Genomic DNA, 22611 nt, shown 5'->3' on the forward strand with positions numbered 1-22611 from the left:
AACCTACCAGCGGTGAGCCGTTCGCGATAGCGGTCCACGGCCCCGTCAGCCGGGCACGGAGGCGGAATGCCCGGCCTCACGCAGCGCGCTCCGCAGCGCCTCGGCACTCCGGTCCATCGCGGCCGGGTCCGGCGCGTGGTCCACACGCTTGACGTCGAAATCCTCGGGTGACTGCGTCGGCCAGACATGCACGTGCAGGTGGGGCACCTCGTAGCCCTCGAGCAGGACGCCCACGCGCTGCGCACCGAACGCCGCCTCCTGCGCCCTGCCGATGGTCTGGGCGACGGCCATCACCCGGGTCAGGGTCCCCGGATCGGCCTCGAGCCAGTGCGGGATCTCCCTCCGTGGCACCACGAGCGTGTGCCCCGGGGTGATGGGGGCGATGGTGAGGAACGCGACGACGTCGTCGTCCTGCCACACGAAGCGTCCGGGGATCTCGCCGTTGATGATCTTGGTGAAGAGCGTGGTCATCGGTCCTCCTGGGGTTGCTGCCGGCGGGACACCGCCGCGCGCCCGGCCGGCAGGCAGCGGGATGCCGCCGCGCAGGGGCGGCGGTGCGGGTCGTCCTGGGGTCATGCCCCGACGCTACCGCGCCTCCGTGCGGCGGGGCCACCGCGGGCCCCGCCGCGGGGTCCTCCCGCAACGCCCTGCGCCCTCAGGCACCCGTCGCGACGGGCAGTCCCTCCGTCGTCGACCACTGGGACCACGAGCCCGGGAACAGCGCCGCGTCGATGCCGGCGATGTCCAGGGCCACGATCTCGTGGGCCGCGGTGATGCCCGAGCCGCAGTAGACGGCGGTGCGCCCACGGCCTGCACCCAGGGCGCGGAAGCGGCGGCGGAGCTCCTCCGCGGACCGGAAGCAGCCGTCCTCTCCGAGATTGTCGGCCGTCGGGGCGCTGACGGCTCCCGGGATGTGGCCGGCCCGGGGATCGATCGGCTCGTGCTCGCCGCGGAAGCGTTCGCCGGCGCGGGCGTCGAGGATCACGTCGGACTGCGCCGGATCGAGCAGGTCGGGGATCGAGACGACGGGCATGTGGCCCGAGGTGAGGTGGACGCTGCCGACGCAGTGCCGTTCCTCGCCGCCCTCGACGTCGTACCCTCCCGCGCGCCAGGCCCTCAGGCCACCGTCGAGGAGGGCGACCGACGCGAATCCGGCGTCGCGCAGGAGCCACCAGAGGCGTGCCGCCGCGAGGTTCCCCGAGTCGTCGTAGGCCACCACGGTGTCGCCGTCGCTGAGCCCCCACTGGCGGGCGGCCTCCTGGAGGACCTCCGGCTCGGGCAGCGGATGGCGCCCGAGCCCGGGACCGCCGGGGCCGCACAGCTGCGTCTCCAGGTCCACGTACACGGCGCCGGGGATGTGGGCTTCGCGGTAGTGCCCGTGGCCGTGGGGGTCACCCAGGGACCAGCGCACATCCAGCAGGATGGTCTGCCGGCCGGAGGTCATCCGGTCCCACAGTTCCTGCACATCCATCAGAGTCTTCATCGAGATCTCCTGTCGGAACGTACGACCGGACCGCGGGCTCACCGCGGCCGGTCCTGATGCAGGCCAGTCCACCACACCGGGGGACGCCCACCAAGGAACCCAGCCGGCGAGCGGGCGGGATCGGGCAGCGTCGGGCAGGGGCTCAGACGTCGGCGCTCTCGCGGACCGCGAGGTGCCGGAAGGACGTGCCGTACCGTGCACCGAGGCGCGTGACGTGGCCCTCGACGATCCCGAGCCCGGCCTCGTTGAGGAGGGCGTCATGGATCTGGAATGCGCGGGGTGCGCGGACCGACGCCACGAAGTCCACCACCTCGGCCAGCTTCGACCACGGCGCGTGCAGAGGCACCAGGAGCGTCCCGACGGCGATCCCGTCCGGCACGATCAGCGAGTCGCCCGGGTGGTAGAGGGATTCCTCGACGAGGAAGCCCACGTTGGCGATCACCGGGATCAGGGGATGGATCAGCGCGTGCTGTCCGCCGAAGGTCCTCACCCGGAACCCGCCGGCCGTGAACTCCTCGCCGCCCGCCACGGCGTGGACGCGCTCCCCCGCAGCATCACTCAGGCCCTCGACGACGGGGTCCGCCACGGCAGGCGGCGCCCACAGCGCCATCGTGGGGTTCGCCGCCAGCACGGCGACCACGCGGTCGACGGCGATGTGGTCGGGGTGCTCATGCGTGATGAGCACGGCGGCAGCACCTTCGAGCGCCTCCTCGACCTCCGAGAAGGTCCCGGGATCGATCACGAGCACCGATCCCTCCTGCTCGAGCCGCACGCACGAATGGGAGTACTTGGTCAGCAGCATCGCCTCAGACTACCGCCGCCCGCGCTGATAATCTTGACTCTGATCCCGGGCACCCGAGCCCGCAGGAAAGGTAGGACATGACGCCTGAGGCGACCTCCGAGGCAGGTACGGGGATGGGGACGGCTGTGCCGCCTGCGCCGCCCGTCCGCCGGGGATCCGAGCAGCGGGTCACGCGGCAGCGGCGTGCGGTGAGTGCTGCCCTCGACGCCCTGGACGACTTCGTGAGCACGCAGGAGCTGCACCGCGTGCTCCACGAGCGCGGCGAATCGGTCTCGCTCGCCACGGCCTACCGCATCCTCCAGTCGATGGCCGACGACGGCCTCGTGGATGTGCTGCGGAACGGTGACAACGAAGCGGTCTACCGGCGCTGCGCCGTCGAGCACCACCACCACCACCTGCTCTGCAGGAACTGCGGACGCGCCGTGGAGATCGAGGCGCCGGCCGTCGAGCAGTGGGCCGCACGGATCGCGGCGGAGCACGGGTTCTCCGACGCCGCCCACACTGTCGAGATCCACGGCCTGTGCCCGGACTGCACGGCGGCGGGGGCCCGGCCCTGAGGTACCGGACGATCGGTCCCTCGCGGGGATCCGTGCCGCCACACCCCGGCGGCCGGGGTGTCGGCGCGGTCCACTAGGCTGATCCGGTGACGTCTCCTGACAGGCCCGCAGCCGCCGGGCCGATGCCGGGCCCCGCCCGGTCCGATGCCGCCTCGCGTCCTGCCCCCGTGCAGGACGCGGATCCCGTCCACGACCTCGTCGACGCCGTCCGCCGTTACCGCGATGCCGAGAGTTCCATGCGCGGCCAGAGCAGGGAGTCCATGCACCTCGGCCGGACGGACATGACAGCCCTGCGCGTCATGCTGCGTGCCGGCCAGGCCGGGAATCCGCTCAATGCCGCGGCACTCTCCCGCGAACTCGGGATCTCCTCGGCCGCCACCACGGTGCTGGTCGACCGGCTCGAGCAGAGCGGCCACGCCGAACGACGCCGGAGCACCACGGACGGGCGGGCGATCGAGGTCTGGCCGACGGCCACGGCGGAGCACGAGGTGCGGTCGACCATGGGCACGATGCACGAGCGGATGCTGCAGATCGCCTCCGCTCTCCCGCCCGGGGACTGCGCCACGATCCACCGCTTCCTCGGCGCCCTCGGGCAGGCGATGACGGAGCTGGATTTCCCCGCCACCGGGACGGCCGACCGTTCCGCCTGATCGGAGGATGATCCGCGCGTCCGCGACAGACCAAGTATCTAGGGAGATTGACTACTAGATGGTCTAGGATAAAGCCATGAAACCTTCGGACGCGGGACAGGGAGCGGGCTACTGGTACCCCCCGGCCACCGAGGGTGCCACCCACCACGCCGCGACCGGCATCGACGTCCTCAACGCCCTCAGGGCGTACCGCACCGTGGAGAGCGGCCTCCGCCGGGCGCTCAGCCAGCGGCTCAGCATCAACGACACCGACCTCGGAGCCCTGCGCCACCTTCTCGGCGTCTGGCAGAAGGACGAGGGGGCCAGCCCCAAGGAACTCGCGCTCGCCCTCGGGATCTCGAGTGCGTCGACCACCCTCGTCATCGACCGGCTCGAGAAGGCCGGCTTCATCCGCCGCCGCCGGCACCCCGTCGACCGCCGCGCAGTGATCCTGGAACCCGGGGACAGGGCCACCGACGAGTTCCGGTCCGCCTTCGACATCGAGAAGCGCGGTGTCCTCGCCGCCGCCGACGGCCTCACGGCCGAGGAGACCGAGACGGTCACGCGCTTCCTGCGGAGCATGGAGCAGGCGATCGCCGACGCCGTGCGTCAGCCGGACCACACCCTCGGCTCCTAGCCCCTCCCGACCCCGCGCCCTCCTGTTTCAGCGCTCGTCGGCTTCAAGCCCCTTCCACCCTCCGGCCGTTCAGCCCTCAGGCGTGGACGCCCGCCGTCCGCTGCGATCCGACCCCGTCCCCCGGCAGGCGCGACCTCCGCGCCGAGCGGCGGGACCCGATCAGTCGGCACACGAGGTAGATGGCGAACGAGATCGTCGTGACGTACGGGCTGATCGGGATGCGCCCGCCCAGCGCGAGCAGGATTCCTCCCACCACGGAGGTGCACGCGAACGCCACGCTGAGCAGCACGACGACACCGGGCGCCGACGAGACCTTCAGGGCGGCGGCCGCCGGCGTGATCAGCAGGGCGAGGACCAGCAGGGCCCCGACCACCTGGATGGACAGTGCCACGGAGATCCCCAGCAGCACCATGAAGAGGATGGAGAGGCCCCGTACCGGCACCCCGCGGGCCTCCGCGAGATCCGGATCCGCGCTGGCGAAGGTGAGCGGGCGCCAGATGGCGGCCAGGGCGAGCATGACGACGACCGCGCACCCCACGAGCAGGTTCAGCTGCACGTCGTCGACCGAGACGATCTGCCCGGTCAGGAGGCCGAACTTGTTGGCGGCGCGCCCTTCGTAGAGGGCGAGGAACAGGATGCCGAGGCCGAGGCCGAAAGGCATGACGACGCCGATGATGGAGTTGCGGTCCCGGGCGCGGATGCCCATGAGGCCGAGGACGAGCGCGGCGAGGACGGAGCCGACGAGGGAGCCGGCCACCACGTTGGCCCCGACGAGCAGCGCGAAGGCGGCCCCCGCGAAGGAGAGCTCGGCGATGCCGTGCACCGCGAAGGCGAGGTCGCGCATCATGACGAAGGTCCCGATCAGCCCGCCGAGGAGTCCGAGCACCGCGCCGGCGATGAGCGAGTTCCGGACCAGCGGCAGCAGCTGGGCGTAGTTGTCGAACGTGAAGATGGCGTCGAAGATGTCCTGGAAGTCCATGGCCTAGGCGCTCTCGTGGTGGTGGGTCGTGGCGTCGGGCAGGCCGACGACCACGATCCTCCCGTTGCTGTGCAGCACCTCGACGGGGCTGTCGTACAGATCGGAGAGCACCTCGCTGGTCATGACCTCGGCGGGGCTGCCCACCCGGAACTTCCCGTCCGCGAGGTACAGCACACGGTCCACGTAGTCGATCACGGGGTTGATCTCGTGGGTCACGAAGACCACGGCACTGTTCTTCTCGTGGCACTGCCGGTTGATGAGCGAGCTCACCGCCTGCTGATGGTTCAGGTCGAGGGAGAGCAGGGGCTCGTCGCACAGGAGGACGGCCGGGTCCGTGGCGAGGGCCTGCGCGGCCCGCAGGCGCTGCTGCTCGCCTCCCGAGAGGAGGCCGACGGGCGCGTCCGCATAGGATTCGGCACCGACGTCGTGCAGGAGCCGGTCCACGTGCTCGCGGTACCCGCGGCCCCTGAGGCGCAGCCCCCAGCGGTGGCCGTCCACGCCGAGCCCCACGAGGTCGCGAGCCCGCAGCGGCGTCTCCGGCGGAAAGGACTTCTGCTGCGGGATGTAGCCGAGCGCCCTGCTGCCCCGCGTGACGGGACCGCCGTCGACGGTCGCGGTGCCGGAGTCGAGCGCCTGCAGCCCGAGGAGGACCTTCAGGAAGCTCGTCTTGCCCGAGCCGTTGGGTCCCAGGACGGCGAAGAACTCGCCGGGCATGATGTCGAGGTCGAGCCCGTCCCACAGGGTGCGGCCGCCGAAGGACAGTGCGGCGTCCCGCAGGCTGATCGCCGGCCGGGCGCCGGCCACCCCGGAGGGGGACGCCGACCGGGGAACTGTCGAGGTCATGCGGAGCGGCTTCCAGTCTGTCGTGGTTCAGGGGTGGTGCGGGAACGTGCCGGGGTACCTCAGGACCCGAGGGCGGCTTCGATGCTGTCGGTGTTGCCTGCCATCCACGATACGTAGTCCTCGCCGTCGGGCAGGGTCTCGGTGAAGTCGACGATCGGCAGGCCCGCCTCCTCGGCGGCGGACCGGACGGCTTCCGTCTGCGCTCCCTCGGTCTGGCCATTGTAGGCAAGGAAGGCGAGGCTGCCACCCGAGACGAGGGTCTTCATCTCCTCGAGCGCCGCCACGGGGACGTCCGACTCCTCCTCGATCGCCTCGATGAACCCTTCCGGCGTGAGGTCCTCGAGGCCGGCAGCCTCCAGCAGGTACGCAGGGACGGGCTCGGTCACCGCGACCTCGACGTCATTGCCCCCGTTCTCCGACGCCAGTGCGGCGAGCCGGTCCTGGACGGGCTGCAGATCCTCGACGAAGGCGTCGGCACGCTGGCGGTAGGCCTCGGCGTTGGGCTCGTCGAGCCGGGCCAGCTCGTCCGCGATGGCGCCCGCGAGCGTCGCCATGGTGGGAAGGTCGTACCAGACGTGCTCGTTGAGGGACCCGTGGCCGTGCCCCTCCTCGCCCGCGTGCTCCTCCTCGCCGGCATGCTCGTCCCCCGCGCCGTCGGACTCCTCGAGACCCGACAGCTCGACGGCGTTGAGCACCGTCCCGACGCCGGTCTCGTCCGCGAGGCGCCCGAGGAACGCGTCGTACCCACCGCCGTTCTCGATGACGAGGTCCGCCTCCGAGACGGACAGCTTGTCCTGCACCGTCGGCTCGTACGAGTGCGGGTCCTGGCTCAGGCTGTTGACGAGCGGGGTGACCTCGACGTCGTCGCCGCCCACGGCGGCCGCGATGTCGCCGTACACATTGGTGGCGGTGACGACCGTGATCCCAGCATCGCCGGAGGAGCCCACCTGCCCCGCGGCATCGGACCCGCCGTCTCCGCAGGCGGCCAGACCGAGGGCCGAGACGGCCACCAGGGCGGGAAGGGCGAGACGGCGGGAGACAGGCATCAGGGGACCTCGATCAGACTAATGAGAATTGTTCAGGTTAGTGCTTCGAGCATAGCCCAAACGCGAACCGTTCGCATTTCTCCGAGACCGAGGATCAGGCGGCCGGCGCGTCGGGACCGCCGATGCCCTCCCCCGACCTGCGCGCACCCCGGTTCTGGGTGGCGTCGCGGATCTCGCCGATGAGCTGTTCGATCACGTCCTCGAGGAAGAGCACACCGCGCGTGGAGCCGTCGGGTCCGAGGACGCGCGCCAGGTGCGAGCCCGTCCGCTGCATCACCGTCAGGGCGTCCTCGATCTCGTCGTGCAGGGACAGGTTGGCGAGCGTGCGGACCTTGTTCTCCGTGATGGGCCGGCGGTACATGGCCTGCGGCATCGACATGATGTCCTTCAGGTGCATGTAACCGGTGAGGTTGTCGTGCTCGTCCACCATGACGAACCGGGAGAACCCGGTCCGGCCGACGGCGCGTTCGAAGTCCTCCGGCGTGGCATCCGTCCGGACGGTGACGAGCCCACTGAGCGGCACCATCGTGGTCTCTGCCGTCTGCCCGGAGAATTCCAGGGCACCGGTGATGAGCCCGGACTCGTCGTCGACGAGCCCGCTCTTCGTCGACTCCTCGACGATCGACTGCACCTCCTCCAGCGTGTAGGTCGAGGACACCTCGTCCTTCGGCTCCACCCGGAGGGCGCGGAGGATGTGGTTCGCCGCCCAGTTGAGCGACGAGATCACCGGGTTGACCACCCGCGCGATCATCACCAGCGGCGGGGCCAGGAGGAGCGCGGCCTTGTCCGCGACGGAGACCGAGATGTTCTTCGGCACCATCTCGCCGAAGGTCACGTGCAGGAAGGTGACCAGGAGCAGGGCGATCGCGAAGGCCAGGCCGCCGGCGAGGCCCTCGGGGATGCCGACGGCTTCCAGCGGCACCACGAGCAGGTGGTGGATCGCGGGCTCGGCGACCTGCAGGATCAGCAGCGAGCAGACGGTGATGCCCAGCTGCGCGCACGCGAGCATGAGGGAGACGTGCTCCATGGCCCAGATCGTGGTCTTCGCACGCTTCGACCCCGTCTCCGCCAGGGGCTCGATCTGGCTGCGGCGCGCCGACATGATGGCGAATTCCGCGCCGACGAAGAAGGCGTTGCCGGCCAGGAGGACGACGAGCCAGACGATTCCTGCCCAGTCGCTCATCGGTGGTCCTTCCGGTAGGCCGTGCTGCCGGCGAGGACGGGCCCGGTGGTCTGCGCGGCACCCGAGGAACCCTGGGGCACCGGCTGGTGCTCGGGCACCACGGCGCCGGCGTCGTCGTGCTCGGGGGTGGGCGCCGGACGGAACTGGAGGCGGTCGATGCGCCGTCCGTCCATGCGCTCCACGGTCAGTGTGCCCGCGGGGACCTCGACCGCGTCCCCGGGCGCCGCGACCCGCCCGAGCTCGGCCATGATGAACCCGGCGACGGTCTCGTAGCCGGCCTCGTCCGGCACCACGAGGCCGGGGATCTGCAGGGTGACCTCGTCGGGGCGCATGAGGCCGGGGAAGAACCAGTCCCCCGCGGCGCTCTGCAGCACACCCAGCTTCAGCTTGTCGTGCTCGTCCGCGACCTCGCCGACGATCTCCTCGACCAGGTCCTCGAGCGTGGCGACACCGGCGGTGCCCCCGTACTCGTCGAGCACCACGGCCAGCTGGAGGTTCGCCTCGCGCAGTTCACTGAGGAGGGAGTCGAGGTGCACCGTCTCGGGGACGCGGAGGACGTCGGTCATGATGGTGCCGGCGGGCAGATCCGCGCGCTTGTGGCGCGGGACCGCGACGGCCTTCTTGACGTGGACCACGCCCCGGATGTCGTCCGCGGAGTCGCCGATCAGCGGGAACCGCGAATAGCCGGTGCGGCGCGCGGCCTCGACGACGTCGGCCACGGACTGGTCGGAGTCGATGACCTCCATCCGGATGCGCGGGGTCATGACATCGGCCGCCGTCCGCTCGGAGAAGCTGAAGGTACGCGCCAGGAAGTTGGCCGTGCCCTGGTCGAGCGTTCCCATCTCGGCGGAGCGGCGCACCAGCGAGGACAGCTCCGACGGCGTCCGCGCACCGGAGATCTCCTCCTTCGCCTCGAGGCCGAAGATGTTGAGGACGCGGTTGGAGAACCCGTTCAGCACGAGGATGGCCGGCTTGAAGACGGCCGTGAACATCAGCTGGGGGCGGGCCAGGGCCCGGCCCACCCTGAACGGCAGCGCGATGGAGAGGTTCTTGGGGACCAGTTCGCCGATGAGCATCGACAGCAGGGTCGCGAGGACCATGGCGAGGATGAGCGAGGCGGAGGCGACCACGGCCTCCGAGAGGCCGAGCGCGGTGAGCGGCGTCTCGAGGAGCTTGCCCACGGAGGGCTCCATGACGTAGCCGGTCAGCAGCGTGGTGAGCGTGATGCCCAGCTGGCAGCTGGAGAGCTGGGTCGAGAGGGACTTCAGGCAGCGCAGCAGGGGCGCGGCCTTCGTGTCCCCCTCGTCCACCGCCCGCTGGACGTACGTCTGGTCGAGGGCCACGAGGGCGAACTCGACGGCCACGAAGAAGCCCGTGCCCAGCACGAGGAGCAGGCCGGCAGCCAGGTAGATCCATTCCACCGCTACTTCCCCTCCTCGGTCAGGCCGGGGCGGGAGAGCAGCGGTCCGCGTTTAAGGGGGTCCGCGGTGTCCGACGGAGCGGGTGGCGCGCCGCCCTGGCCGGACTCGGCGTCGACGGCTCGGCCGGCGTCGGCCCCGGGCAGCGGATGGGCAAGAGGAGAGGGTGCGCCGGCGTCGAGCCGGCCCCCGGAAGGACTGTCCATAAGACCACCAGTTTACGGGCCGCGCCCCTGCCGGACCGACGGAATCCGCGCGGCTCTCCCTGATTCTTCGCTCACAGCGCAACGGCGGCCCGGGCGCCGTGCCGTCGGCGCCCGGGGCCCACCCCTACCAGCTCTGCGGGAGCGGGCGCCCCTCCTCGTAGCCGGCGGCGGACTGCACCCCGACCACCGCGCGGTCGCGGAACTCGCCGAGCGTCGTCGCCCCCGCGTAGGTCATCGAACTGCGGACGCCCGCGGTGATCATGTCGAGGAGATCCTCGACGCCGGGCCGCGCCGGGTCGAGATACATCTTCGAGGTGGAGATGCCCTCCTCGAACAGTCCCTTGCGGGCGCGCGCGAAGACGTCGTCGCTCCGGGTCCGGTTCTGCACGGCGCGGGCGGAGGCCATGCCGAAGCTCTCCTTGTACCGGCGTCCGGTGCTGTCGGTCTGCAGGTCGCCGGGGCTCTCGTACGTCCCGGCGAACCAGGAGCCGATCATGACCTGGCTCGCGCCGGCCGCGAGGGCGAGGGCCACGTCGCGCGGGTAGCGCACACCGCCGTCGGCCCACACGTGGGCGCCGAGCTCGGCCGCCGCCTGAGCGCATTCGTGGACGGCGGAGAACTGCGGGCGGCCGACCGCCGTCATCATGCGGGTGGTGCACATGGCGCCGGGACCCACGCCCACCTTGATGATCGAGGCCCCTGCCGCCACGAGGTCGCGCACGCCCTCGGCACTGACGACGTTCCCCGCGACGATCGGCACCTTCGGGTCGAGGCCGCGCACCACGGCGAGCGCGTCGAGCATCTTCCGCTGGTGGCCGTGGGCGGTGTCGACCACGAGGACGTCCACGCCGGCGTCGAGCAGTGCCGCGGCCTTCGCCTCGACATCGCCGTTGATGCCGACGGCGGCTGCCACGCTCAGCCTGCCCGCGGCGTCGAGCGCGGGATCGTAGATGGTGGAGCGGAGCGCCCCGGTGCGGGTGATGACGCCCTGGAGCACGCCGTCGCGCACCACGGGGGCCAGGGAGACGCGGGATCCGTCGAGGTCCTCGAAGGCCTTCTGCAGCGCCGCCGCGGGATCGGCGTCGAACATCGACGCCTCGAAGGCGGCGGGCGCCGGGCGCATCACCGATTCCAGGGAGGCGAAGCGGTCCACCTCCTCGCAGTCGTCCGCGTCGACCACACCGACGCAGACGCCGGCGTCGTCCGTGACGAGGACCGCCCCGTGCGCCCGCTTGTGCATAAGGTGCAGCGCGTCCACCACGGTGTTGCCGGGCCGGAGCTGCAGCGGCGTCTCGAAGACGGGGTGGCGCTCCTTGACCCACGAGGTGACCTCGGCGATGACCTCCACGGGGACGTCCTGCGGCAGCACGCCGATGCCGCCGCGCCGCGCGATGGTCTCGACCATGCGCCGCCCGGTCACCGCCGTCATGTTGGCCACGACGAGCGGGATCGTGGTGCCCGTGCCGTCGTCCGAGGAAAGATCGACGTCGAACCGGGAGATGACCTCGGACGTGGAGGGCACGAGGAACACGTCCGAATAGGTGAGGTCGGTGGTGGGCGGGTTGATGAAGCGCATGGTTCTCCTTGATAGACAGCCGCAGAAAGTATAGTGGTCCCGGCCCGGCTGATTGGATTGTTCGTTACTCCTGTCACTACACTTGAACAGGGTCCGGGCACGGCTTCGCGCCGATCTTGCCCACCGCACCGCGCTCAGGGCAATTTACGGAAGAGGCGTATACCAAGTGCCAGAACAGACCAGCCACCGCCTACCTGAAGAATTCGGCGGAAACGAGTGGCTTGTTGACGAGCTCTACGAGCAGTTCCAGCGGGACCGTCACTCGGTGGACCGCAAGTGGTGGGAGCTCTTCGACTCGTTCGACGCCGACGGCACGCCGTCGGGAAACAACCGGCGTGCCGCGGACGCCCCTGCCGACACGGCGACGTCGCCCGCTGTCGCCACGCCGCCCGCTCCGGCACCGGCCAGCCCGCCGTCCGCCGCGCCCTCGGCAGCCAGGCCCTCCACGAGGGAACTGCCGGTCGTGAAGGCGGAGGCCGCGGCACCGAAGGCCTCGGGCGAATCGCCCGCGAGCACCCAGCAGAGCGGCAAGCCCCCCGTCGCCAACGAGCCGGCGAAGAAGCCGGAATCCTCGCGCGAGGACAAGCCCGCCACGAAGCCCATCCCCGCGCAGCTCCCCGCCTCGGACCGCACGCCCGAGATGGACGAGAACAAGGTCAGCGTGCTGCGCGGTCCGGCGAAGGCGATCTCCACCAACATGGAGGCCAGCCTCAGCGTCCCCACGGCGACGAGCGTCAGGGCCATCCCCGCGAAGCTGCTCATCGACAACCGTGTGGTCATCAACAACAACCTCGCCCGTGCCCGCGGCGGCAAGGTGTCCTTCACCCACCTGATCGGGTACGCGATCATCCGCGCGCTCGCCCAGTTCCCCTCCCAGAACGTCTACTACGACGTCGTCGACGGCAAGCCGTCCGCGGTGCAGCCCGCCCACGTGAACTTCGGCCTGGCCATCGACATGCCGAAGCCGGACGGCACGCGCTCCCTCGTGGTGCCGAACATCAAGAAGGCCGAGACCATGAACTTCTCGGAGTTCTGGCACGCCTACGAGGACCTCGTGAAGAAGGCCCGGGCCGGCAAGCTCGGCGCCGACGACTACGCCGGCACCACGGTGTCCCTGACCAATCCGGGCGGCATCGGCACGGTGCACTCCGTGCCGCGCCTGTCCAAGGGCCAGGCGTGCATCATCGGCGCGGGTGCCCTCGAGTACCCCGCGGAGTTCCAGGGCTCGAGCGAGAAGACCCTCGCGAAGCACGCCATCAGCAAGACGATCACGCTGACCTCGACCTACGATCACCGCGTGATCCAGGGCGCCGGCAGCGGCGAGTTCCTGCGCATCATCCACCAGCTGCTGCTGGGTGAGCAGAACTTCTACGACGAGATCTTCGAGTCGCTGCGCATCCCCTACGAGCCCGTGCGCTGGAGCGCGGACATCCAGGTCGATCCGATGGACCAGATCAACAAGGTCGCCCGGATCCAGCAGCTCATCCACGCGTACCGCGTGCGCGGACACCTCATGGCGGACACCAACCCGCTCGAGTACGTCCAGCGCAAGCACGCCGACCTCGACATCCGCACCCACGGACTGACCCTGTGGGACCTCGACCGCGAATGGCCCACGGGCGGTTTCGGCGGCCAGCCGACGCTGAAGTTCCGCGACATGCTCGGCGTGCTCCGCGACGCCTACTGCCGCACCACGGGCATCGAGTACATGCACCTGCAGGACCCCGAGGAGCGCCAGTGGTTCCAGGACGAGCTGGAGCACCCGTATTCCAAGCCGAGCCGTGAGGAGCAGCTGCGCATCCTGCACAAGCTGAACTCCGCCGAGGCGTTCGAGACGTTCCTGCAGACGAAGTTCGTCGGCCAGAAGCGCTTCTCCCTCGAGGGCGGCGAATCCCTGATCCCCCTGCTCGACGCCGTGATCTCCGGTGCGGCCGACGACGGACTCGACGAGGTCGCGATCGGCATGGCGCACCGCGGCCGGCTGAACGTCCTCACCAACATCGCCGGCAAGACCTACGCGCAGATCTTCCGCGAGTTCGAGGGCACGCAGGATCCGCGCTCCGTGCAGGGCTCGGGTGACGTCAAGTACCACCTCGGCACCGAGGGCACGTTCACCTCCGACGCCGGCAACGAGACCAAGGTCTACCTCGCCGCGAACCCGTCCCACCTCGAGGCGGTGGACCCCGTGCTGGAAGGCATCGTCCGCGCCAAGCAGGACCTGCTGGACCAGGGCGAGACCTTCCCCGTCCTGCCGATCCTCATCCACGGCGACGCGGCCTTCGCGGGCCAGGGCGTCGTGGCGGAGACCCTCAACCTCTCGCAGCTGCGCGGCTACCGCACCGGCGGCACCATCCACGTCATCGTGAACAACCAGGTGGGCTTCACCACGAGCCCGACGTCGTCGCGCTCGTCCGTGTACTCGACCGATGTCGCGAAGATGGTCCAGGCGCCCGTCTTCCATGTCAACGGCGACGACCCCGAGGCCGTGGTCCGCGTGGCCCAGATGGCGTACCAGTTCCGCCAGCGGTTCAACAAGGACGTCGTCATCGACATGGTCTGCTACCGCCGTCGGGGCCACAACGAGGGCGACGACCCCTCGATGACGCAGCCCATGATGTACAACCTGATCGAGGCCAAGCGCTCCGTCCGGAAGCTGTACACCGAGGCGCTGATCGGCCGCGGTGACATCACGCAGGAGGAGGCCGAGCAGGCGCTGCGCGACTACCAGGAGCGCCTCGAGCGCGTCTTCGCCGAGACGCACGCCGCCCAGACCTCGCCGATCCCCGTGATCGCCAAGGACCCGCAGGCGGTCTCGGACCTCGAGCGGCCCTACGCACAGCAGTCCGACAGCGGCGATGCCGCCGCGCCGCAGACCGCGATCAGCAAGGACGTCCTGGCCCACATCGGAGCGGCGCACACCGCGATCCCGGACGGCTTCACCGTCCACCCGAAGCTCAAGGCATTGCTCGACAAGCGCGAGCAGATGTCGCGCGAGGGCGGGATCGACTGGGGCTTCGGCGAGATCGCGGCCTTCGGGTCCCTCCTCATGGAGGGCGTCCCCGTCAGGCTCGCAGGCCAGGACTCGCGTCGCGGCACCTTCGTGCAGCGGCATGCCGTCTTCCACGACCGCGCCACCGGGCACGAGTGGCTGCCGCTCGACGACCTCAGCGAGGACCAGTCCAAGTTCTGGATCTACGACTCCCTGCTGAGCGAATACGCAGCCATGGGCTTCGAGTACGGCTACTCCGTGGAACGTCCCGACGCCCTCGTCATCTGGGAAGCGCAGTTCGGTGACTTCGTCAACGGCGCGCAGACCATCATCGACGAGTTCATCAGTTCCGCGGAGCAGAAGTGGGGACAGCGGTCCTCCCTCGTCCTCATGCTGCCCCACGGCTACGAAGGCCAGGGGCCCGACCACTCGTCCGCGCGCATCGAACGCTTCCTGCAGATGTGCGCCGAGGAGAACATGGTCGTCGCCAACCCGAGCAACGCCGCCTCCCACTTCCATCTGCTGCGCCGGCACGCGTACACGCGTCCGAGGAAGCCGCTGATCATCTTCACCCCCAAGCAACTGCTGCGCCTCAAGGCCGCGGCGAGCTCGGTGGAGGACTTCACCCAGGGCACCTTCCAGCCCGTCATCCCCGACACGCTCGAGACGCCGGGGAACGACGTCGAGCGGGTCATCCTCGTCTCCGGACGGCTCTACTACGACCTGCTGGCCTCGCGCCAGAAGCTCGACGACGGCAGGACGGCCATCGTGCGTGTGGAGCAGCTCTACCCGCTGCCGGTGGAGGAGATCCGGGCCGCCCTGGCCACCTACCCGGGCGCGGAGATCGTCTGGGCGCAGGACGAGCCGGCCAACCAGGGACCGTGGCCCTTCATCGGGCTCAACCTGCCCCAGGAGCTCGACCGGCCCCTCCGGCTCGCGTCGCGTCCCGCGTCCGCCTCCACGGCGACGGGTTCGGCGAAGAACCACGCCAAGGAGCAGGAGCTCCTGATCAAGCTGGCGTTCGGCCGGCAATAGTAAGCCATCCGTATGATGTTGGGTGGGGCTCAGGCCCCACCCGATGTCTTTAAGGGCCTGCCATCGGCACGCCCAGGCAGCCCCGCACCTCCGACGAGCACACCGAGGAACCAGTGGAACAACGCAGAATCCGGCTAGCAGCAGTGGGCGACGAACTCCTCGCAGGGCTCGGTGATCCGAGGGCTCTCGGCTGGCTCGGTCGCGTGATGGCCCGGACCAGGCCCGACAACGTGGCCGTCGAGGCGTACAGCCTCGCCGCTCCCGGCGAGGGGACCGAAGCCCTGGCGAACCGCTGGCTGCAGGAGGCGGGGCGCCGCTTCGCCGACGGCTACGACAACCGCCTCGTGATCGGCCTGTCCGACCGCGACCTGGACCTGGAGCTGTCCACCGCGAGGAGCCGCCTCAACCTCGCGAACATCCTCGACGGCGCCTCGCAGTCGAGTGTCAAGGCACTCGTCGTCGGGCCTCCGCCCGGACTCGACCCCGAACGCAACCGCCGCCTCGCCGACCTCTCCGCTGCCTTCGGGGACGTCACCACGCGCCGCAAGCACGTCTTCGTCGACACCTTCACCCCGCTGCTCGCCCACGAGCAGTGGCGCCACGACCTCGCCGCCAACGGCGGGACGCCGGGCCAGGCCGGCTACGGCCTCATGGCCTGGCTGGTGCTGCACCGCGGGTGGTTCCAATGGCTGGAAGTGCCCGCGCCAGAGTAGGGCACACGCGACCAGGAAGGCCCCGGGACACGCTGTCCCCGGGGCCTTTTCCATTATTCAGGAGCCTTATGTTTCGCCGGGGTAACAAATGGGTTATCAGTGACTTACTGAGTGTCCGAAGGCAACGATCCTTCGCTATGCTGACCGAGTGTGATTGCCGTCACGGCGGCACTCCGCCTCGTGGGACATTGCTGCGTCCCTCGCGCCCAGCACAGTAAGGACTATCGAATGCGTAATAAGCGCACATTGACGCTCGCCGCACTGTCCATCGGAGCGCTCGCCCTGAGCGCCTGTGGATCGGCGGGCGGGACCGCCGCGGCCCCGGCCTCGGACAGTGCCGAGGAGAACCTGGCCACGACGATCAACGTCGCGATCAGCCAGGCTCCGACCGGCTACAACGGCAACACGGCCGCCACGAACTCCGTCTACAACACCTACGTGGACAACCTGACGTCGGGTGGGTTCGCTGCCTTCACGGCAGCAGGGGAGCTCGAGGCCAACCCGGACTTCGGCTCGTACGAGAAGGTCAGCGATGACCCGCTCACCGTCAAATACACCATCAACGAGGATGCTGTGTGGTCCGACGGCGTACCGATCGACTACGACGACGTCCTGCTCACCTGGGCAGCCCTGTCGGGCACGCACCCCACCGGTGAGAAGGATCCCGAGACGGGCGCCGAGTCGGATCTCTTCCAGGCCGCTTCCACCAACGGCTTCGCCCTGATGGACATGATCGAGGGCGAGCCGGGCGACAAGGAGTTCGAGGTCGTCTTCTCGGAGCCCTACGCCGACTGGGAAGCCCTCCTCACACCGGGTACCCTCATGCCCGCGCACATCGCCGCCGAGCAGGGCGGGCTGTCCCCTGAGGGCGACGGCGCCGAGCTCGTCGAAGCCGTCAAGGCGACCGACATCGCAGCACTCACGCCCGTCGCCGAGTTCTGGAACACCGGCTGGGACTACGAGGTGGACCTGCCGACCCTGCCGGACACCGCGCTGCTCCCCTCGTCCGGCCCGTACAAGCTGGACAACGCGACCAACGGCACCCTGACGCTCGTGAAGAACGACCAGTACTGGGGTGAGGAGCGGGCCGGCACGACGGACATGATCGTCTTCAAGACCGTCGTCGACGAAGAGGCCGTCCAGGCCCTCCAGAACGGCGACGTCGACGTGATCGACCCCTCCAGCCCCACCGTCGACACCAAGGCTGCCCTCGAGCAGATCGGTGAGACCGTCACGGTCGACACCGGCACCTCACTGACCTTCTCGCACATCGACCTCGACCAGCGTCCCGGCGCCGTCTTCGAGGACCTCAAGGTCCGTCAGGCCTTCAACGCCTGCACGCCCCGCGCGGACATGGTCGACAAGTTCGTGACCCCGATCGATCCCGAGGGAACGGTCATGAACCTGCGCGAGTACCAGCCCGGACAGCCCGACTACGACACGGTCCTCGACGGCGCTCCCGCCGCCCAGGGTGACGGTGCCGCGGACATCGAGGGTGCCAAGGCCCTGCTCGCCGAGGCCGGCAAGACCGAGCCCGTCAAGGTCTCGCTGATGTACGCGTCCACCAGCCAGCTGCGCGCCGACATGGTGGCACTGGTCAAGGACTCCTGTGACAAGGCAGGGTTCGAGATCATCCCGCAGCCCGAGGCCGAGTGGAGCGCCAAGCTCTCGCAGCCCGGCGCCTGGGACGCAGTGCTCTTCGGCTGGGCCGGATCCGGCCTCGTCGCCTCCGGTGAGTCCATCTACGTCTCCGGTGGCGAGCAGAACTTCGGTGGCTACGCCGACGAGGAGGTCGACCGCCTCTGGAGCGAGATCGTCACGAACACGGACGAAGAGCAGGTCGTGCCCCTGAAGACCGAGCTCGAAGAGCGTCTCGCCGAGACGCAGTACAACGTGGTGCTCTACGCGAACGCCGACATCATCGGGTCCTCCTCGAAGCTCGAGGGCGTCGAGATGAACCCGACGCAGACCGGCATCACCTGGAACGCCTACAGCTGGACGAAGCAGAACTGAGTGCAGCCTTCCGCTGACGCATGAGGACGGGCAGGCCCGCGGGCCTGCCCGTCCTTGTGCCCGGCACCGCGACAGCCTGCACCGTTTCCAAGGAGCCCCCACGTGTTCTACTTCATCGCCAAACGAACGATCATCTCGTTCTTCATCATGCTCGCAGCCACCACGCTGATGTACTTCCTCACCATCTCGTCGGGTGATCCCTTCGAGGACCTCGGTGAGACCAGCGGCCCGGAGAAGGCCGCCACCATCGCCGCCCGCACAGCGGCCATGAACCTGGATGTCCCTCCCATCCCCCGCTACTTCCTCTGGCTGCAGGAGGTCGGCCACTGCCTCGTCCCCGGCGGAGTGAGCTGCACCCTCGGCATGGACCGCTCCGGTGCCGCAGTCCTCCCCCAGCTCGAGAACGCGATGGGCTCGACGCTGCGCCTCGTCGTCGTGGCCACCGTCCTCGCCCTCGTGCTCGGCGTGATCGTCGGGATCGTGACGGCGATCCGCCAGTACAGCGTCTTCGACTACTCCGTCACCTTCATCTCCTTCCTGCTGTTCTCCCTGCCCCTGTTCTGGCTCTCCACCCTGCTCAAGCAGTACCTGGCGATCGACCTCAACACGTGGCTGGCGAATCCGCAGTTCTCCTATCTCGCGATCGCCCTGATAGGCGTGATCGCCGGCGTCATCTGGGCGGTCGTCGTCGGTGGCGACCGCAGGCGCCGCCTCACCGTCTTCGGCGTCGCTGCCGCGGCCACCGCCGTCGCGCTCTACCTCCTCCTCGTCACCGGCTGGTTCGTCAGCCCGGGCCTCGGCATCGTCGGCATGCTGGTCTCCGCCGCCGGCATCGCCGTCCTCTGGACGGCCCTCCTCGCGGGCTTCCGCCGTCGGCGCGTCCTGAACGCCGCCCTCGCCGCCGCCGGTGTCAGCTTCCTCGGCTACGTCGTCTCACTCTTCGTCTTCGATGAGCCGAACTGGCTCGTCGTGCTGGGCCTCGTGTTCGTCACGGCGGTGCTCGCCTACGTCGTCGCCGGCGTGGTCGGCGGCCCGTTCCGCGCCCAGGCCGCGAAGATCGGGGCTGTCATCGCGGTGTCGGTGAGCCTGCTGATCGTGCTGGACCGCCTCCTCCAGGCCTACCCGACCCTGTCGGCCAAGGCGGGCGGACGGCCCATCCCCACCACCGGTTCGCAGTCGGCCAACCTGGCGGGCACGTTCTGGGAGATCAACCTCGACTACGCGCTGCACCTGATCCTGCCGACCATCGCGCTGACGCTCATCTCGTTCGCCACCTACACCCGGTACACGAGGGCCAGCCAGCTCGACGTCATGAACCAGGACTACATCCGCACCGCACGGGCCAAGGGCCTCAGCGAGCGCACCGTCCTCGTCAAGCACGCGTTCCGCAACGCGATGATCCCGATCACCACCCTGATGGCGTTCGACTTCGCCGGAGTCCTCGGCGGCGCCGTCATCACGGAGCAGGTCTTCGGCTGGAACGGCATGGGCAAGATGTTCATCGACGGCATCAACCACGTGGATCCCGGGCCGGTCATGGCCTTCTTCCTCGTCGTCGGCACCGCCGCAGTCCTCTTCAACATGCTCGCCGACATCGCCTACGCGTTCCTCGACCCGCGCATCACCCTGAGCTAGGACCCGATCATGAGCAATCACCAGAACCCGCGGGACGATTCCCGCCCGTCGGTCGAATTGTCCGAGATGACCCTGCAGAGCCAGGACACGGACATCGCCACGGCCATCCCCACCCGTGAGCAGACCGACCGCATCCGGACCACGGAGGCGAAGAGCCAGGGGCGCCTCATCCGCGAACGCTTCTTCCGGCACAAGGGCGCCCTCGCCGGCATCGCACTGCTCACGCTGATCTTCCTCCTCGCGTTCACCTCGATCGGCTTCGCGGGCATCCCCGGCTGGTGGGACAAGGACTACGACGTCCTCGCGGACCGGTTCAACGAAGGCAAGCCCACCCTGACGCTGTGGCCGTTCAGCCTGGGCGAGCACCCGTTCGGCCAGGACGTGCTGGGCCGCGACTACTTCGCCCTGACGATGCGCGGCATCCAGACCTCGCTGATCATCGCGTTCGTCGTCGGCATCGTGGCCATGGTCATCGGCACCACGGTGGGCGCCGTCGCCGGCTACTTCCGCGGCTGGACCGAAGCCTTCCTCATGCGCATCACCGACGTCGTCATCACCATCCCCACCGTCGTCATCGCGGCCGCGGTCGCGGGCATCGTCGCCGAATACGGCATCATCCCCTTCGCCGTCTTCCTCGGCCTCGTGACCTGGACCGGCCTCGCGCGCCTGGTCCGCGGCGAGTTCCTGTCCCTGCGCGAGAAGGAGTTCGTGGAGTCCGCGAAGTCCGTCGGGGCGAGCTCGGCGCGCATCATCTTCCGCCACATCCTGCCCAACACGGTGGGCGTGATCATCGTCTCGACGACGCTCGCCATCTCCGGGGCCATCCTCCTCGAGACCGCCCTCAGCTACCTGGGCCTCGGCGTCACCGCCCCGGACACCTCCCTCGGCAAGGCCATCAACGACAACCGCTCGGCGCTCACGGTCCGGCCGTGGCTGTTCCTGTGGCCCGGCGCCTTCATCATCGGCATCGCCCTCGCCGTCAACTTCATCGGTGACGGCCTACGCGACGCGTTCGATCCCAAGCAGACAAGGGTGAAGCAGTAATGAGCTCCAGTACCGTCACCATCTCGGACGAGCAAGCACCTCCCGTCAACGGGCCGATCCTCGCGGTCCAGGGCCTCGGCGTCGAGTTCAACGTCGACAACGAATGGGTCATGGCCGCCGAGGACGTCTCCTACGAGATCCATCCCGGCGAGATCCTCGCCATCGTCGGCGAATCCGGCTCCGGCAAGAGCATGTCCTCCATGGCCCTGCTCGGCCTCCTCCCCCGCAACGGGCGCTCCCACGGCAGCGCGAAGATGCTCGGCAAGGAACTGATCGGGGCATCGCAGGGCACGCTCCGGCGCGTCCGCGGCAACGAGATCGCGATGATCTTCCAGGAGCCCATGACGGCACTGAACCCGGTGCTGACCGTGGGCGAGCAGATCCGCGAAGCCGTCGAGCAGCACACCGAGCTCTCCCCCGCGCAGGCGAAGAAACGCGCCATCGAGCTCCTCCGCATGGTGGAGATCCCGGAGCCGGAGCGCCGCTACGACAACTTCCCGCACCAGTTCTCGGGTGGCCAGCGGCAACGGGCCATGATCGCCATCGCGCTGGCGAACGACCCGATGCTGCTGATCGCCGACGAGCCGACCACGGCGCTCGACGTCACCGTGCAGGCCGAGGTCCTGGACCTGCTGCGCAAGCTCAACAAGCGCCTCAACAGTGCCGTACTCCTCATCACCCACGACATGGGGGTGGTCGCCGACCTCGCGGACCGCGTGGTCGTCATGGAGCGCGGGCGGATCGTGGAGGCAGCGCCCACGGCGCAGCTGTTCGCGGCCCCGGCCGAGGCCTACACCCAACAGCTCCTCGGCTCCGTCCCCCATCTGGGCTCGAAGGTGGGCGGCGTCCTCGCGGATGTCGAGGTGGTCGACGGGCACCTGAACATCCACGAGGAGTACGCCGCGGCGGCCCTGCGCACGCGGGAGTCCCACACCGCGTCCGGCGTCGTCCCGGCCCTCGAGCTCACGAACGTCGACATCGAGTATCCGGGGCGTTTCCGCCAGCCGGCCTTCAAGGCGGTCTCGGGCGTGTCCCTCACCATCAATCCCGGCGAGGTGATGGGCCTCGTCGGCGAATCCGGCTCGGGCAAGTCAACGATCGCGCGCGCCGTCACCGGCCTGATCAGGACCTCCGGGGGCCGGGTCAGGATCGGCGGCACGGACATCACGGAGCTCAGTGCCCGGCAGCTCCTGCCCCTGCGCAAGCGCTTCGCGATCGTGTTCCAGGATCCCGCGGCCTCCCTCAACCCGCGCATGTCGATCGGCGAGAGCATCGGCGAGCCGCTGTTCCTGCACGAGAAGCTGAACCGGGCGGACCTGGACAAGCGGGTCGCGTCGCTGCTGGAGGACGTGCAGCTGCCGGTCGCCTTCCGCAACCGGTACCCGCACGAGCTCTCGGGCGGACAGCGCCAGCGCGTCGGGATCGCCCGCGCCCTGTCGCTCCAGCCCGACCTCCTCGTCGCGGACGAGCCGACGTCGGCCCTGGACGTCTCCGTGCAGGCGAAGGTCCTCGACCTGCTGCAGGAGCTGCAGCGGGAGCGGGGCTTCGCATGCCTCTTCGTCAGCCACGACCTGGCCGTCGTCGAGCTTCTCGCGAGCCACATCGCGGTGCTCAACAAGGGCGTGCTCGTGGAGCAGGGCAGCACGGAGCAGATCCTGAAGTACCCCCGCGATCCGTACACACGCAGGCTGCTCGCGGCGGCGCCCGTCCCGGATCCGACGGAGCAGTCGCTGCGGCGTCAGCAGCGCTCGGCGATCCTGGCGGCCGGCGTGTCCGAGTAGCAGCACCTCGCGGAGCAGCACCCTGCACGACGACGAAGGACC

The 22611-nt window shown here is 69.5% G+C and carries 19 protein-coding genes; 9 read left to right on the forward strand and 10 right to left on the reverse strand.

Annotation, left to right across the window (positions count from 1 at the left end; genetic code table 11):
• Positions 1-45: 45 nt before the first annotated feature.
• From RY94_RS14315 to RY94_RS14325, 3 genes are all read right to left on the reverse strand, one after another.
• Positions 46-471 (reverse strand): HIT family protein, encoded by a 426-nt coding sequence (locus RY94_RS14315; protein WP_043446168.1) that lies wholly within the window; start codon positions 469-471, stop codon positions 46-48.
• 184 nt (positions 472-655) lie between these two features.
• Complete coding sequence (locus tag RY94_RS14320) at positions 656-1483, reverse strand: sulfurtransferase (protein WP_043446170.1); 828 nt, start codon at positions 1481-1483, stop codon at positions 656-658.
• Positions 1484-1625: 142 nt separating this feature from the next.
• Complete coding sequence (locus RY94_RS14325; RefSeq protein ID WP_043446172.1) at positions 1626-2285, reverse strand: MBL fold metallo-hydrolase; 660 nt, start codon at positions 2283-2285, stop codon at positions 1626-1628.
• A gap of 113 nt (positions 2286-2398) precedes the next feature.
• Here RY94_RS14325 and RY94_RS14330 point away from each other — a divergent pair, with 113 nt between their 5' ends.
• The 3 genes from RY94_RS14330 (at position 2399) to RY94_RS14340 (ending at position 4108) form a co-directional block, all read left to right on the forward strand.
• The gene (locus RY94_RS14330) at positions 2399-2842 is read left to right on the forward strand and encodes a Fur family transcriptional regulator (RefSeq protein WP_052274431.1); all 444 of its coding nucleotides are present in this window, start codon (positions 2399-2401) and stop codon (positions 2840-2842) included.
• Positions 2843-2928: 86 nt separating this feature from the next.
• Positions 2929-3492, forward strand: a complete 564-nt coding sequence (locus tag RY94_RS14335) for a MarR family winged helix-turn-helix transcriptional regulator (protein WP_156135187.1) — start codon at positions 2929-2931, stop codon at positions 3490-3492.
• 76 nt (positions 3493-3568) lie between these two features.
• Positions 3569-4108, forward strand: a complete 540-nt coding sequence (locus tag RY94_RS14340; RefSeq protein WP_043446175.1) for a MarR family winged helix-turn-helix transcriptional regulator — start codon at positions 3569-3571, stop codon at positions 4106-4108.
• Positions 4109-4184: 76 nt separating this feature from the next.
• On the opposite strand, the gene RY94_RS14345 is transcribed toward RY94_RS14340, so the two are convergent.
• The 7 genes from RY94_RS14345 to RY94_RS14370 all read right to left on the reverse strand — a co-directional run bounded on the left by RY94_RS14345 (position 4185) and on the right by RY94_RS14370 (position 11359).
• The gene (locus RY94_RS14345) at positions 4185-5087 is read right to left on the reverse strand and encodes a metal ABC transporter permease (protein WP_052274387.1); all 903 of its coding nucleotides are present in this window, start codon (positions 5085-5087) and stop codon (positions 4185-4187) included.
• Positions 5088-5090: 3 nt separating this feature from the next.
• The gene (locus RY94_RS14350; protein WP_197060678.1) at positions 5091-5930 is read right to left on the reverse strand and encodes a metal ABC transporter ATP-binding protein; all 840 of its coding nucleotides are present in this window, start codon (positions 5928-5930) and stop codon (positions 5091-5093) included.
• 59 nt (positions 5931-5989) lie between these two features.
• Positions 5990-6976: a metal ABC transporter solute-binding protein, Zn/Mn family gene (locus RY94_RS14355; RefSeq protein ID WP_052274388.1), complete on the reverse strand. Its 987-nt coding sequence runs from the start codon at positions 6974-6976 to the stop codon at positions 5990-5992.
• A 94-nt stretch (positions 6977-7070) separates the two neighbouring features.
• Entirely contained in the window at positions 7071-8159 is a 1089-nt protein-coding gene (locus RY94_RS14360) for a hemolysin family protein (RefSeq protein WP_043446180.1), read from the reverse strand.
• Entirely contained in the window at positions 8156-9580 is a 1425-nt protein-coding gene (locus tag RY94_RS14365) for a hemolysin family protein (RefSeq protein WP_082046370.1), read from the reverse strand. Before RY94_RS14365 ends, RY94_RS14360 begins: the two co-directional genes overlap by 4 nt.
• Positions 9581-9582: 2 nt before the next feature.
• Positions 9583-9783: a hypothetical protein gene (locus tag RY94_RS17995; RefSeq protein WP_156135188.1), complete on the reverse strand. Its 201-nt coding sequence runs from the start codon at positions 9781-9783 to the stop codon at positions 9583-9585.
• A gap of 124 nt (positions 9784-9907) precedes the next feature.
• A complete protein-coding gene (locus tag RY94_RS14370; RefSeq protein ID WP_043446182.1) occupies positions 9908-11359 on the reverse strand; it encodes a GuaB1 family IMP dehydrogenase-related protein in 1452 nt (483 codons plus the stop codon).
• A 166-nt stretch (positions 11360-11525) separates the two neighbouring features.
• Here RY94_RS14370 and RY94_RS14375 point away from each other — a divergent pair, with 166 nt between their 5' ends.
• From RY94_RS14375 to RY94_RS14400, 6 genes are all read left to right on the forward strand, one after another.
• Positions 11526-15383: a multifunctional oxoglutarate decarboxylase/oxoglutarate dehydrogenase thiamine pyrophosphate-binding subunit/dihydrolipoyllysine-residue succinyltransferase subunit gene (locus RY94_RS14375; protein ID WP_043446185.1), complete on the forward strand. Its 3858-nt coding sequence runs from the start codon at positions 11526-11528 to the stop codon at positions 15381-15383.
• 113 nt (positions 15384-15496) lie between these two features.
• The gene (locus RY94_RS14380; protein ID WP_082046371.1) at positions 15497-16096 is read left to right on the forward strand and encodes a GDSL-type esterase/lipase family protein; all 600 of its coding nucleotides are present in this window, start codon (positions 15497-15499) and stop codon (positions 16094-16096) included.
• A 228-nt stretch (positions 16097-16324) separates the two neighbouring features.
• Positions 16325-18109 carry an ABC transporter family substrate-binding protein gene (locus RY94_RS14385; protein WP_082046372.1) on the forward strand — a complete coding sequence of 595 codons (1785 nt, stop codon included), beginning with the start codon at positions 16325-16327 and terminating at the stop codon, positions 18107-18109.
• A gap of 102 nt (positions 18110-18211) precedes the next feature.
• Positions 18212-19744, forward strand: coding sequence for an ABC transporter permease (locus tag RY94_RS14390; protein ID WP_043446191.1), 1533 nt, complete (start codon positions 18212-18214; stop codon positions 19742-19744).
• A gap of 9 nt (positions 19745-19753) precedes the next feature.
• Positions 19754-20788 carry an ABC transporter permease gene (locus RY94_RS14395; protein WP_231554534.1) on the forward strand — a complete coding sequence of 345 codons (1035 nt, stop codon included), beginning with the start codon at positions 19754-19756 and terminating at the stop codon, positions 20786-20788.
• Positions 20788-22569 (forward strand): ABC transporter ATP-binding protein, encoded by a 1782-nt coding sequence (locus RY94_RS14400; RefSeq protein ID WP_052274390.1) that lies wholly within the window; start codon positions 20788-20790, stop codon positions 22567-22569. The genes RY94_RS14395 and RY94_RS14400 overlap by 1 nt, the downstream gene beginning before the upstream one ends.
• Positions 22570-22611 lie beyond the last annotated feature (42 nt).

Origin of the sequence: Arthrobacter sp. L77, from assembly GCF_000816565.1 — a bacterium.
In the GTDB taxonomy this organism is placed as follows: Bacteria; Actinomycetota; Actinomycetes; order Actinomycetales; family Micrococcaceae; genus Arthrobacter_D; species Arthrobacter_D antioxidans.

Coding starts and splice junctions, on each gene's coding strand:
- RY94_RS14370 (WP_043446182.1), bottom strand. CDS start 11,359: ATGCGCTTCATCAACCCGCCCACCACCGACCTCACCTATTCGGACGTG.
- RY94_RS14320 (WP_043446170.1), bottom strand. CDS start 1,483: ATGAAGACTCTGATGGATGTGCAGGAACTGTGGGACCGGATGACCTCC.
- RY94_RS14325 (WP_043446172.1), bottom strand. CDS start 2,285: ATGCTGCTGACCAAGTACTCCCATTCGTGCGTGCGGCTCGAGCAGGAG.
- RY94_RS14345 (WP_052274387.1), bottom strand. CDS start 5,087: ATGGACTTCCAGGACATCTTCGACGCCATCTTCACGTTCGACAACTAC.
- RY94_RS14340 (WP_043446175.1), top strand. CDS start 3,569: ATGAAACCTTCGGACGCGGGACAGGGAGCGGGCTACTGGTACCCCCCG.
- RY94_RS14395 (WP_231554534.1), top strand. CDS start 19,754: ATGAGCAATCACCAGAACCCGCGGGACGATTCCCGCCCGTCGGTCGAA.
- RY94_RS14385 (WP_082046372.1), top strand. CDS start 16,325: ATGCGTAATAAGCGCACATTGACGCTCGCCGCACTGTCCATCGGAGCG.
- RY94_RS14330 (WP_052274431.1), top strand. CDS start 2,399: ATGGGGACGGCTGTGCCGCCTGCGCCGCCCGTCCGCCGGGGATCCGAG.
- RY94_RS14350 (WP_197060678.1), bottom strand. CDS start 5,930: ATGACCTCGACAGTTCCCCGGTCGGCGTCCCCCTCCGGGGTGGCCGGC.
- RY94_RS14400 (WP_052274390.1), top strand. CDS start 20,788: ATGAGCTCCAGTACCGTCACCATCTCGGACGAGCAAGCACCTCCCGTC.
- RY94_RS14360 (WP_043446180.1), bottom strand. CDS start 8,159: ATGAGCGACTGGGCAGGAATCGTCTGGCTCGTCGTCCTCCTGGCCGGC.
- RY94_RS17995 (WP_156135188.1), bottom strand. CDS start 9,783: ATGGACAGTCCTTCCGGGGGCCGGCTCGACGCCGGCGCACCCTCTCCT.
- RY94_RS14355 (WP_052274388.1), bottom strand. CDS start 6,976: ATGCCTGTCTCCCGCCGTCTCGCCCTTCCCGCCCTGGTGGCCGTCTCG.
- RY94_RS14315 (WP_043446168.1), bottom strand. CDS start 471: ATGACCACGCTCTTCACCAAGATCATCAACGGCGAGATCCCCGGACGC.